Annotated in this window: 10 protein-coding genes; 7 read left to right on the forward strand and 3 right to left on the reverse strand. The window is 67.2% G+C overall.

Going from position 1 to position 11,889, the window contains the following annotated elements:
* Positions 1-22: 22 nt before the first annotated feature.
* Positions 23-1,111, reverse strand: coding sequence for a LacI family DNA-binding transcriptional regulator (locus tag H7F38_RS12075; RefSeq protein WP_222618613.1), 1,089 nt, complete (start codon positions 1,109-1,111; stop codon positions 23-25).
* A 131-nt stretch (positions 1,112-1,242) separates the two neighbouring features.
* Between H7F38_RS12075 and H7F38_RS12080 the strand changes: the two genes are divergently transcribed.
* Both H7F38_RS12080 and H7F38_RS12085 read left to right on the forward strand, forming a co-directional pair.
* Entirely contained in the window at positions 1,243-3,159 is a 1,917-nt protein-coding gene (locus H7F38_RS12080; protein WP_187094271.1) for a glycoside hydrolase family 127 protein, read from the forward strand.
* 152 nt (positions 3,160-3,311) lie between these two features.
* On the forward strand, positions 3,312-4,247 hold the full coding sequence (locus H7F38_RS12085) for a nucleoside hydrolase (RefSeq protein WP_187094272.1): 936 nt from the start codon (positions 3,312-3,314) through the stop codon (positions 4,245-4,247).
* On the opposite strand, the gene H7F38_RS12090 is transcribed toward H7F38_RS12085, so the two are convergent.
* Together H7F38_RS12090 and H7F38_RS12095 are read right to left on the reverse strand one after the other, a co-directional pair.
* Positions 4,233-4,580, reverse strand: a complete 348-nt coding sequence (locus tag H7F38_RS12090) for an HNH endonuclease (RefSeq protein ID WP_187094273.1) — start codon at positions 4,578-4,580, stop codon at positions 4,233-4,235. The two genes, H7F38_RS12085 and H7F38_RS12090, sit on opposite strands and share 15 nt — an antisense overlap.
* A 127-nt stretch (positions 4,581-4,707) precedes the next feature.
* Positions 4,708-6,282, reverse strand: coding sequence for a plasmid pRiA4b ORF-3 family protein (locus H7F38_RS12095; protein WP_187094274.1), 1,575 nt, complete (start codon positions 6,280-6,282; stop codon positions 4,708-4,710).
* A gap of 176 nt (positions 6,283-6,458) precedes the next feature.
* Between H7F38_RS12095 and H7F38_RS12100 the strand changes: the two genes are divergently transcribed.
* The 5 genes from H7F38_RS12100 to H7F38_RS12120 all read left to right on the forward strand — a co-directional run bounded on the left by H7F38_RS12100 (position 6,459) and on the right by H7F38_RS12120 (position 11,782).
* Complete coding sequence (locus H7F38_RS12100; protein ID WP_222618046.1) at positions 6,459-7,619, forward strand: ISAs1 family transposase; 1,161 nt, start codon at positions 6,459-6,461, stop codon at positions 7,617-7,619.
* A gap of 11 nt (positions 7,620-7,630) precedes the next feature.
* Positions 7,631-8,782 carry an ABC transporter substrate-binding protein gene (locus H7F38_RS12105; protein WP_187094275.1) on the forward strand — a complete coding sequence of 384 codons (1,152 nt, stop codon included), beginning with the start codon at positions 7,631-7,633 and terminating at the stop codon, positions 8,780-8,782.
* 88 nt (positions 8,783-8,870) lie between these two features.
* Complete coding sequence (locus tag H7F38_RS12110; RefSeq protein WP_187094276.1) at positions 8,871-9,848, forward strand: carbohydrate ABC transporter permease; 978 nt, start codon at positions 8,871-8,873, stop codon at positions 9,846-9,848.
* Positions 9,845-10,729 carry a carbohydrate ABC transporter permease gene (locus tag H7F38_RS12115; RefSeq protein WP_187094277.1) on the forward strand — a complete coding sequence of 295 codons (885 nt, stop codon included), beginning with the start codon at positions 9,845-9,847 and terminating at the stop codon, positions 10,727-10,729. Before H7F38_RS12110 ends, H7F38_RS12115 begins: the two co-directional genes overlap by 4 nt.
* A gap of 12 nt (positions 10,730-10,741) precedes the next feature.
* Positions 10,742-11,782 carry a LacI family DNA-binding transcriptional regulator gene (locus H7F38_RS12120; RefSeq protein WP_187094278.1) on the forward strand — a complete coding sequence of 347 codons (1,041 nt, stop codon included), beginning with the start codon at positions 10,742-10,744 and terminating at the stop codon, positions 11,780-11,782.
* Positions 11,783-11,889: the final 107 nt, after the last annotated feature.

The following is an 11,889-nucleotide window of genomic DNA, read 5'->3' on the forward strand; positions in this document are numbered from 1 at the left end:
CATCCCGGTGCAGCGGACATGCTCACGCCGACTCACGCACCACCAGACGGGCCGGGACGACCGTGGTGCCCGAAGTGGGGGACCGGTCGATCGCGCCCAACAGCAACTGGGCCGCTAACCGTCCGATGACGTTGATATTCATGTCCACGGTGGTGAGTGGGGGACGGGTCGCCGTGGCCATCACCTCCCAGTTGTCGAAACCCACCACGGCGACATCCTTCGGGACCGAACGTCCCGCCTCGCGGAGTCCGTCGATCACGCCGCGGGCGATCTGATCGCTCCCGCAGAAGACGCCGTCGAGATCCTGATGTTCGCACAGTAGGTCGGTGATCGACCGCCGGCCCCACTCCTCCGTCCACGTCCCGAAACGGGCCCCGCCGGCCACCCGGAGGCCGGCCATCCGCAGGTTTGCTGTGGTCGCGCGGGCCCGGACCGCTGCGGATCGATGCCGCCGGGGCCCGGTGATGTGGGCGATCCGCGTCCGGTCGGCCGCGAGCAGGTGCCCGACGGCCAGCGCGGTCCCGTTCGGTTCGTCCGCGATCACCGAGCAGTCCGCCGGATCCAACGACGGTGAAAATGCGTACACCACCGGCACTCCACGACTGTCGACCAGAGGCAGTCGCGCCTCCGCACGCCGGCCGTTGACGATGATGCCGTCCACCTGCCGGTGCAGCAGAGCTTCGACCTGGCGCGCTTCCCGCTGGGGATCGTCACGGGTATCGCAGAAGATGATCGCCACTTCACCCAAACCCAGGGCATCCTCGGCGCCGAGCATGACGGGGATCGAGAAGCGGCCGAAGCTGTCGGTGGTCAGCAGGCCCACGGAGAAGCTGCGCCCGGTGCGCAGCGAGCCGGCGAACGCATTCGGCCGGAACTGCAGGCGCGCAGCGATCTCCAGCACCCGCGCACGCGTCGACGCACTGACGTCCGCGCGCCCGTTCAGAGCCTTGGACACCGTCGCGACCGACACCCCGGCTGCCAGGGCCACATCGCCGATCCTGACGGGTCCGGACGGCTGTCCGGGTGGCTGTTCGGGTGGCACCACCACCACCACTCCCTCCGACGAGAACCTGGCTTCGACCGACGCATCGTCGTGGCCTTCGAGATCCACGTGGCCCTTGACACCCGCGGAAACGTGGTCGTAGCCTTCGGGCGTCTTCGAAATCGATTTCGAGAGCGTATCCCACGCGACGCAATGTGGCGTCCGGATTGCCCGGATCCAATGCCTGGTAGGAGATATGCATGGCTTTCCACCCTGAGGTGACCCTCCTGACGACCGGCGGCCCGGTGTCGCCCACTCCTGGCGCGAACGTCAAACTGCGGCCCCTTCCGCTGCGCGCCGCGCAGATCGACGGCGGGCTGTGGGCACGGCGTCAACGGGTCAACCGCGAGGTCAGCATTCCGATCGGATCGCGACGCCTGCGCGAGGCCGGGAATCTGGCGGACCTCGAGGCGGCCGCGGCCGGCCGGACCGCAGAGGACGGCGTCGACTACCAAGGTCCGCTGTTCATGGATTCCGACGTCTACAAGTGGCTGGAGGCGGTGGCGTGGGAAAGCGGCCGCGAACCCGCCGACTCGCTGCGCGCCGAACTCGAGACCTTCACCGCGGCCGTGCAGGCTGCGCAGCAGGCCGACGGCTACCTGAACAGCTTCGTCCAGGTCTCTCGCGGGGGGCATGAGCGCTACCGGGAACTGGCCTTCAGCCACGAGATGTACTGCTTCGGGCACCTGATCCAGGCCGCGGTGGCCGGGCGCCGCACCGGATCCGACGCCGGTTTGTGGGATGTTGCGATCAGGGTCGCCGACCACCTCGTCGAGACCTTCGGCCCTGATGGCAATCCCGACATCGACGGCCACCCGGTGATCGAGATGGCCCTCGTCGAGCTCCACCGCGAATGCGGCGACGGGCGGTACCTCGATCTGGCCGCGCATTTCGTGGGAGCGCGGGGACACGGATCGAACCGGGCGTACGGCCGGGAGCCGATCTACTTCTCCGACCGGGTCCCGGCCCGCGACTCCGACACCGTCGAGGGACATGCGGTACGTGCCCTCTACTTCGCTGCCGGTGTGGCCGACATCATTGCCGAGGGCCGGGATCCCGACGGCGCCCTCGACGCCGCCCAGCACCGTCAGTGGGAACACATGGTGGCCACCAAGACCTACCTGACGGGTGGCCACGGATCACGTTGGGACGGTGAGGCGTTCGGCGATCCCTACGAGTTGCCGCCGGACGTCGCCTACTGCGAGACCTGCGCGGCCATCGGCAGTGTGCAGTGGAGCTGGCGTCGTCTGCTGGCCACCGGCGATGTCCGGTACGCGGATCTGATCGAGCGCACGCTGCTCAACGGATTTCTCAGCGGGGTCTCGGTCAGCGGGGACGAGTTCTTCTACGTCAACGCTCTGCAGGTCCGTACCGACGCCGTACCGGACGACCACCGTCAGCCCGCCACCGGACGGCAGGGCTGGTTCCAGACCGCGTGCTGCCCGCCCAACGTGATGCGCACCATCAGCTCGATCCAGACCTATCTGGCCACCGCGGATGACGGCGGCCTCCAACTGCAGCAGTATGCCGCCGGCCGCATCTCCGTCGGAGCGCGCAGCCTGTCCATTCGGACCGAGTATCCCTGGGAGGGAACGGTTGAAGTCGTCATCGACGCGACGGACACCGAGCCGTGGGCGCTTGCGCTGCGCATCCCGGCCTGGTGTCAGGATGCTGTCGTCGCGGTGGCCGGCGCCGCCCCGGAGCCGGTCGCCGCAGTCGCCGGTTACGCAGTGCTGCAGCGGCAATGGGCAGTCGGTGACACCCTGCACCTGACGCTCCCGATGCCGCCCCGGCTGACGGCCGGCCATCACCGCGTCGATGCGGTGCGGGGCGCGCTGGCCATCGAGCGCGGTCCGCTCGTCTACGCCGTCGAACAGGTCGACATGCCGGTCGGGATGGCGGTCGACGACCTGCAACTGGCGAGCGCGTCTGCGGCCGACCTGACCGTGGTGCCGCGACCGGACCTGCTGGGCGGCGTGACGACCATCGTCGGTCCCGGCACCACCATCGACGGTGTCAAGGGGGAGTTCACCGCTGTGCCGTACCAACTCTGGGCCAATCGGGGCGTCGGTCCGGTGCGGGTCTGGATCCCGCTGGCGTCGGAGGCGATCCGGTGAACGCGGCTGAGCCGCCGAGCAGTGTCGCTGATCGTCGACAGCATGCGACCCGGGGGACCGCCGCGGAGCGCGCCGTCAACATCGGGGAGACTGCACTGGCTGGAACGGCGGCCGGTCGGCTGCGCGCAGGCCACACCTGAAGGAGCCGCCCGATGTCTCGAAGGATCATCCTGGACTGCGATCCCGGGCACGACGACGCCCTGGCCATGCTGACGGCCTACGGGAATCCGGAGATCGAGCTGGTGGCGGTGACGACCGTCTGCGGCAACCAGACGGTGGATCTGGTGACCCGGAATGCGCTGGCGATCGGTGCCGTGGCCGGCATGAAGGACGTGATGTTCGCCCGCGGGGCCGAGCAGCCTCTGCAGCGCGCGCACCGGGCAGCTCCGGAAATCCACGGTGAGAGCGGCATGGACGGTCCGGTGCTGCGACCGTCCGGGATCAGTCTGGACCCCAGGACTGCGGCGGAATTGATCGTCGACGTGGTGATGGATGCGTTGCCGGGTGAGATCACCCTGGTGGCAACGGCTCCACTGACCAATCTGGCGCTCGCGCTGCGTCTGGAACCGGCTATCGCCGGTCGGGTGGCCGAGGTGGCGGCGATGGGAGGCGCGATCGGTCAGGGCAACATGACGGCCTCGGCCGAGTTCAACATCCTGGTCGATCCGGAAGCCGCCAGGGAGGTGTTCGACGCATCCTGGTCCGTCACCATGATGGGGCTGGACGTCTCGCACCAGGCCCTGGCCACCCCGGTGATCCGGCGACGATTCGTCGAGATGGGCTCGGAGGTAGGCACCTTCGTCGACGAGCTGCTCGAATTCTTCCAGGCCCGCTATCACGAACACCAGGGCTTCGAGGCAGCGCCCGTCCACGATCTCTGCCCGGTCGTCTACCTGATCGACCCCACCGTCTTCGACCTCGTCCGGGCGCCGATCGCGGTGGAGACCCGGGGCGAGTTCACCGACGGCCGCACGGTCGTCGACCTGCGGATGCCCGCCGGACCGGACTGCCGACACCAGGTCGGTACCGGTCTGGACCACGGACGATTCTGGGACATCGTCGTCGATTCGATCTCAGCGATCGGCTGATCGGGCCAGCTCGGCCCGGCGGCGTTGGGCTTTCGTCCGGTGTCGGCGGGGATGGGTGCGGAACGGCTCCAGCGGCTCGCCGGTGGTAGGCATGTCGGCCAGCGGCACCGGCTGCCAATCGGTCCGGGAGCCCTTGTTCCGATTGCAGGAGGGACACGCCGAGACGCAGTTGGTCATCGTCGTCCGGCCACCGCGCGCGACCGGCCAGACGTGGTCGATCTCGATCACGGTCGGTTGGCCGGTGCAGTAGCGGCACAGGCCACCGTCGCGCAGCACGATGGCATCACGGAGATCGATCGTCGACCTGGCCCACCGGGGGTCCCTCACCAGCATGACCCGACGATACCGGGTGCCGCGAAGCCCGTTATGTCCTGCAAAGTGATGGCTATCGCCATCACTTTGCAGGACGCAGCGGGGGCCCCGAAGCGCGGAGGCCCCGAAGCGCAGCGGGGCCCGGACGTCAGCGGTCCAGGAGGCGGAGCGCGTGGTTGACCGGGCCCGCCGCAAAGGCAGCCGGATCGAAATCCTGGTCCGGAATCAGCGGCATGGCCTCGAGAACGGCGCGATGCGCCGGCGAATCCGGATCGGACATCGCCGCGAGGAGGTCGCCGTAGATCCCCGGGCCGCCGCAGTCCTCCGGCGGACCGGCCCGTCGCCCTGCGGTGCACCGCGGGTAGTCGACGTCGCCGGCTGCGCCGATGTTCTCGACGACGATGGAATGGCGCCAGTCGTCGCCGAAGTCGTAGAGATAGGAGAACTTGCCCCCCACCGTCGGTGCCGCTTCCGCCACCGTCACCCGGCCGGCGTCGCCGAACGCCATCTCTGGGTCGGGGTCGCCGTACTCGCCGTTCGCGGTCTCGAAGACCCAGAGATGCACGCCGGACCAGCCGAACGCCGTCTGGATGATCGTGTGCAACTGGGCCAGAGTGGTACCGGACGTCACCTCCAGCCGTCGCCAGATGGCAGGTCTGGTGCGGTCGAGCGACACCTTGATCCGGTGCACCTTCCCGAGCCGGCGGACCGGAGTCGTCACCGTGGGTGGATCGAGCGGCACGACGTCGGCCGGAACCATCACCAGGTGCTCGCGCGATCGGAGCAGGGGCAGCAGGGCCATCACCCGTTCCAGCGGGTCGGGGTCGAGTGCGGCCACCGGCAGGGCCAGCACCGCCGACAGAATCCGGCCGGCCTCGGCCCTGGTGCGCGGGCCGAGGGTCAGACCGGAGACCGCCGCCCGGATCTCCATCTGACGGTGCAGCTGGGCCACCTCGGTGACCAGGTGAGCATCCTTCAATCCGCCGCCCCGCCGATGGTCGAGCAGAAGGCTGAAACTGTGGGGTGTACCGGCGATCGAGAACTTCAGTACCAAGGTCTCCTCGGATTGCCCCGGATCGGCGAATCCTTCGGCTCCCATCCACTCACCGGTACCCAGGTCCGTCGCCCACCACACGTCCGGAACTCCGGCCGAGACCAGCTTCTGCGCCGAATCCGTTGCTGCCCTGCGTATCTGCTGCGGGCCGACGGAAGCCAGCGTGCGCGCGAGTGCGACTGCCTCCGGCCGGAGCGACTCGGCCGCCTCGGCGATCAGATGCGTGATCATCCCGATGGAGTCGTCGTCGTACATGGCCAGGAACTCCGCGCCGAACCGTTCCGCATCGATGGCGGCGACGCCCGGCGCGAGGAATCTGGTCCAGTGATCGAGCAGATCGGCGGCCCACTGCCGTTCCGAGAAGACCGGGCCGTAGTCCCGCAGCCAGACGAACAGGGCGTCCACGTCGTCCCCGTACGTCTCCGCGTGGTCCAGGAACGGTTGCGGGGCACCGGATTCCGCGAGATGACGACGCAGATCCTCTGCGGTGGTCCCCGGCGGCGGCCCGGTCATCCCGCCGGTGGTCGGGGAGGCGGTGATCTCGTCCACCAGCGACAGCAGGGCCGGGATCGACCGTCGGCCGCGGGGCTCCGGGACACCGGTCGGTCCCTCGGGTAGGTCCGGCACGACAGACAGATGCCGCCTGTGCCCTCCCGATTTTGTGCTCACTGCTCCGATGATGCCAGGGACGGGCCCAGGGCCCCGGCAAAGTCGGGTTGACAATTCTTGAGCTGCGGCGATGGGTTGCGACACGCCGGGAGGGGCGGTTTGCGGGTGGGCGTGGCCCACGGTGATGATCATGAAGGTTCTTGAGGCCACTCACTCACAGCCAAGGACCACGCCCGATGTCATCATCACCCAGGTATACCGTCGTTGACCAATTCGACGAAGATGAGTTCCCCGACATCCCCACGGCGCCGGCGGCGTTGCTCCGAGCCCTGCGATCGGTTCCCGACCCCCGCAGCGCGCGCGGCCGCCGGCACGGCTTGTCCACCATTTTGGCGGTGGCCGCGTGCGCGGTGATCGCCGGTGCCCGCTCCTTCGTCGCCATCGCCGAATGGGCCGCCGACACCGCACCAGCAGTATTGGCCAAACTTGGCGTATCCAGTGAGAGACCCTGCGAGTCGACGATCCGGCGAACCCTGAACAGGATCAACGCCGACGGTTTGGATGTCATCGTCGGGACCTGGGCCGCTGTGGTCGCCACCGCGTCGAAAACATTTCAAGTGATCGCAGTCGACGGCAAATCGGTCCGGGGATCCGCCGTGGCCGGCGGCCGGTGCCGACATCTGCTCTCAGCGCTCACTCACACCGCAGGCCTGGTCCTGGGGCAGTTGGACGTCGATGTCAAAACCAACGAGATCCCCATGTTCGCCGAGCTTTTAGACAACATCGAGTTGCTCGGTGCGTTGGTCACCGCCGATGCGATGCACTGCCAGAAAATCCATGCCAAGTATCTCGTGGAGCAACGCGGAGCGCATTACCTGCTCACCGTGAAAGGTAACCAACCGACGCTGCGGCGGCGACTGGCCCAACTCCCATGGAACGACGTCGACGTCACCGACACCCAGAAGGACCGCGGACACGGACGGATCGAGAAACGAACCCTCAAAGTCGTCACCATCGCCGCGGGAATTCTGTTTCCGCACGCCGCCCAGGCGATTCAGGTGAGCAGAAAAGTCCGGTCGATCCGATCCAAGAAGTGGCATACCGAGACCGTCTACGCGGTCACCGACCTGCACCCGACCCAGGCGTCCGCCGCGCAGCTGGGCACCTGGCTCCGAGGACACTGGTCGATTGAAAACCGTTTGCACTGGGTCCGGGACGTCACCTTCGGTGAAGACCTGTCCCAGGCCCGCACCGGCAACGGACCCCAGGTCATGGCCACACTACGAAACCTGGCCATCGGACTTCTTCGACTGGACGGAGCCCGCAACATCGCAGAAGCCGTCCGACATCACGCCCGAGACCCCCACCGACCACCCAAACTCGTGCTGACCAGCTAAAACAGCCCGACATGAGCGATCTGCGACTTTGCCGGGGCCCTGAGGTCACCGTCAACAAGCAGGACGGTGGAGATCCGGCGGTGACCAAATTGCTCACCGCGATCAAGGCCGGCAGTGGCGCCCCCGATCTGATGCAGGCCGAATACCAGAAGATCCCGACGCTGGTCTCCGCCAATGCCCTGACCGATATCTCCAAGGACGTCGACCCGACGGTGAAGAATGATTTCCCCGCCTCGGTCTGGAACTCCGTCACGCTGGGATCTGCTGCGCTGTATGCGGTTCCGCAGGACTCCGGCCCGATGGAGTTCTACTACCGCGCGGATCTCTTCGCGAAGTACGGGCTGTCCGTCCCGACCACCTGGGACGAGTACGCGGCGACGGCCAAGAAACTGCACGCGGCCGATCCGAAGGCCTACCTCGGCACGTTCTCGGCGTCCGACGCCGGTTGGTTCACCGGGCTGACGCAGCAGGCCGGCGCCTCGTGGTGGGGCGTGGACGGCAATTCCTGGTCCGTGGCGATCAACTCCGACGCGAGCAGGAAGGTCGCGTCGTACTGGGGCGGACTGGTCGCCAGCGGCGACATCGACAACAAGCCGATGTACACGCCGGCGTGGAACGCAGCGTTGAACAACGGCACCCAGGCGGGGTGGATCAGCGCGATCTGGGCGCCGAGCGTCCTCGTCGGGAATGCCGCCTCGACGGCCGGGAAATGGAAGATGGCGCCTTTGCCGCAGTGGGATCCGGCCAAGCCGGCCACCGGCAACTGGGGCGGGTCCAGCATCGCTGTGACAAGTCAGAGCAAGCACGCCGCCGAGGCCGCCAAATTCGCGACCTGGATGAACACCGACCCGACCGCGACCAAGGCCCTGGCCCAGGTGATGGGTGTCTACCCTGCGTCCACCTCGGCCCAGAAGACCGCTCTGACCAGCCCACCGGCCTTCTTCTCCAACCAGGCGGATTTCTACGCCGTGGCGGCGAAGGTCGCAGCGACCGCTGCGCCTTTCACCTACGGTCCGAACGTGAACGTCGCGTTCAGCGCCTACAACGACCAGTTCGGCAAGGCGGCGGAGGCCAAATCGCAGCAGGGCTTCCTCGATGCGCTGACCAGCATGCAGAACACCACCGTTGCGGACATGAAGAACACCGGTTTCACCGTCAAGTAGGCGTCGCCGGCACTGCATTCACTCGTAGACCTCGTCGGTAGAAGACGGGACCCCGCCACATGAGTTCTCCCCAGGTGAAGAAGAGGATATGACGACCACCGCGCCCGCCCCGCCCATCACCGTCGCCCCCTCCGCCGGGCGGATCAATCCGCCGCCCGGCCGTTGGCGCGGGGCGGGCGCGCCCTACCTGTTCCTGGCTCCGGCCATCGTGTTGTTCACCGCGTTCCTGGCCGCGCCGATCGGTTACACGATCTATCTCAGTTTCCGGGCCAGCAAGGTGTCTGGCCTCGGTCTCGGTCTGAACGCCCGACGGGAGGTGTGGGCCGGACTGGCCAACTATCGTCAGGCCCTCGGTGATCCCGATTTCCTCGCCAGCGTCCGGCGTGTCGGCCTGTACGGGTTGATCCTGGTTCCGACCATGATGGGTCTGGCGCTGTTGTTCGCGCTGCTGCTGGACTCGAAACGGACCCGGGCCAAGAGCTTCACCCGGATCGCGATCTTCCTTCCCTATGCGGTGCCGGCCGTCATCGCCTCGCTGCTGTGGGGGTTTCTGTATCTTCCCGATGTCAGTCCGTTCGTCTATCTACTGCAGAAGGCCGGGATCAACTCACCGGACATCCTGTCCTCCGGCGGCATCATCTTCGCGGTGGCCAACATCGCGCTGTGGGGCGGGACCGGCTTCAACATGATCGTGCTCTACACCTCCCTGAAGACCATTCCGGCGGACCTCTCCGAGGCGGCCATGATCGATGGAGCCTCCGAGGTCCAGATCGCCCTGCGCATCAAGATTCCGATGGTGATGCCGTCATTGGTGATGACCTTCATCTTCTCGATGATCGCCACCCTGCAGGTGTTCGCCGAGCCGAATACGCTCAAGCCGCTGACCAACACCATCTCCAGCACGTGGACCCCGCTGATGAAGGTGTACCGCGACGCGTTCATCCGCAACGACATCTACTCCGCGGCAGCGACCTCGGTGATCATCGCCCTGGCCACCATCGCCCTGTCCTTCGGCCTGCTCAAATTCGTCGGCCGGCGAGCCTTCAACCAGGAATCGGGAAGATGACCACGACCCAGGCGCACTCCGGTGCGGACCCCGACACCGGCGTGCGCCGGATCCGCCGATCCTCGCCACTGGCCACCGCCGCCCTGCTGATCGGTGCGGCCTACTGCCTCGTCCCGGTGCTCTGGGTCGTCGTGGCGTCGACCAAGAGTGCCTCGGAGTTGTTCTCCTCGTTCACCTTTGCGCCCTCGTCCCACCTGTTCGGCAACATCCACGACCTGTCGGCCTACCGCGGCGGACTCTACTGGCGGTGGATGGCCAACACGTTGCTCTACGCCGGCGGCGGCGCCCTGCTGTCCACGGTCGTCTCGGCGATGGCGGGCTTCGCGCTGGCCAAGTACACGTTCCCCGGCAAGAACATCGCCTTCAACCTGATGCTGGCGGGGGTGCTGGTCCCTGGCGTGATCCTGGCCATCCCGCAGTACTTCCTGCTGGCCAAGGTCGGGATGACGAACTCTTACCTGTCCGTCCTGCTGCCCAGCATCATCAGTCCCTACGGCATCTACCTGGCGCGGATCTTCGCCGCTGCCTCCGTCCCGGACGAGGTGCTCGAATCGGCAAGGGCCGAGGGTGCCAACGACGCACGCCTGTTCTTCGACATCGCGCTCCCGATGATGCGGACCGGCCTGGTGACGGTGTTCCTCTTCCAGTTCGTCGGCATCTGGAACAACTACATGCTGCCGTACATCATGCTGGGCGACGATCGACTGCTCCCGATCACGGTCGGACTCTCCGGACTGCTCAACCAGGGAGCGAGCCAGCCGGCGATGTACACCTCCGTCATCACCGGCGCGCTGTTGTCCATCCTCCCGCTCATCGCGCTGTTCCTGGGATTGCAGAGATTCTGGCAGGTCGATCTCTCGGCCGGCGCGGTCAAGGGCTGAACGTCGTCCGTCATGCATGAGCCGCTAGTGTCGGTGAACGTGGAACCGGTCAATCGACGTAAACGACCGACCATCCGTGATGTGGCCGAAGCCGCCGGCGTGTCGAGGGGCACCGTGTCGCGGGTGCTCAACGGTGGTCACCTGGTCAGCCCTGCTGCTCTCGAGGCTGTTCGGGAGGCCATGGCGCGCAGTGGTTATCAAGCCAACCCGCACGCCAGGTCGCTCAAGTCGGGGCGGGCCAACTCGGTGGCGTTCCTGCTCACCGAACCGCAACATCTGTTGTTCGAGGACCCGAACTTCGCCGTGCTGGTCCGCGGCGCGGCCACTGCGCTGTCCGATCGGGACTGTTCCCTGGTCCTGATGATCGCGGGTAGCAAGACCGAGCGGCGCCGGACCCTGGAATACCTGACCGGCGGCCACGTCGACGGCGTGCTGCTGATCTCCAGCCATTCCGGGGACACCCTGGCCACCCAGTTGCTGCAGGCCGGCCTCCCGGTGGTGGCGTGCGGGCGGCCCCTCGGTCTGCAGGGCAAGTTCGGGTACGTGGCGGCCGACGATCGGCAGGGCGGCCGGCTCATCACCGAACATCTCCTCGAGCGGGGTCATCGACGGATCGGCACGATCACCGGGCCGATGGACACCTCCGGCGGGGTGGACAGGTTGGAGGGATACCGGCAGGCGCTCGGCGACCGGTACGACGAACGACTGGTGGTGCACGGTGACTACAGCCGGGCCGGTGGGGCGGCCGGCATGCAGGCGCTGCTGGGGGTGGAACCGGAGCTGGATGCGGTGTTCGTCGGGTCGGACCTGATGGCCGCCGGCGCGTTGGGCGTCCTGAACGCCCGTGGCATCCCGGTGCCGGGCGGCGTTGCCCTCGCCGGCTTCGACGACTCCGGCCTGGCCGCGACCTTGGAACCCGCACTGACGACCGTCAACCAACCCCTGGACACGATCAGCCGCGAGATGGTCCGGATGCTGCTGGACATGGTGGCCGGAGGGCCGGCGATGGGCATCACCGTCCCGACCTCGGTGGTGCTGCGCGCGAGCGCCTGACGGTGCTGCGCGCCGGCGCGCGACCTTGGTTCGAAATCCGGTGAACGACCGTGAGACGATGATGGCGTGACGGAAAAGGACAGAAACCGCGGCGCGGTGTTTACCGA

Source organism: Nakamurella sp. PAMC28650, assembly GCF_014303395.1.
GTDB lineage: Bacteria > Actinomycetota > Actinomycetes > Mycobacteriales > Nakamurellaceae > Nakamurella.

What these genes read in the sequence shown, in the direction of transcription:
- H7F38_RS12080 (WP_187094271.1), top strand. Translation starts at nt 1,243, where the DNA reads ATGGCTTTCCACCCTGAGGTGACCCTCCTGACGACCGGCGGCCCGGTG.
- H7F38_RS12085 (WP_187094272.1), top strand. Translation starts at nt 3,312, where the DNA reads ATGTCTCGAAGGATCATCCTGGACTGCGATCCCGGGCACGACGACGCC.
- H7F38_RS12090 (WP_187094273.1), bottom strand. Translation starts at nt 4,580, where the DNA reads ATGCTGGTGAGGGACCCCCGGTGGGCCAGGTCGACGATCGATCTCCGT.
- H7F38_RS12100 (WP_222618046.1), top strand. Translation starts at nt 6,459, where the DNA reads ATGTCATCATCACCCAGGTATACCGTCGTTGACCAATTCGACGAAGAT.
- H7F38_RS12105 (WP_187094275.1), top strand. Translation starts at nt 7,631, where the DNA reads ATGAGCGATCTGCGACTTTGCCGGGGCCCTGAGGTCACCGTCAACAAG.
- H7F38_RS12110 (WP_187094276.1), top strand. Translation starts at nt 8,871, where the DNA reads ATGACGACCACCGCGCCCGCCCCGCCCATCACCGTCGCCCCCTCCGCC.
- H7F38_RS12115 (WP_187094277.1), top strand. Translation starts at nt 9,845, where the DNA reads ATGACCACGACCCAGGCGCACTCCGGTGCGGACCCCGACACCGGCGTG.
- H7F38_RS12120 (WP_187094278.1), top strand. Translation starts at nt 10,742, where the DNA reads ATGCATGAGCCGCTAGTGTCGGTGAACGTGGAACCGGTCAATCGACGT.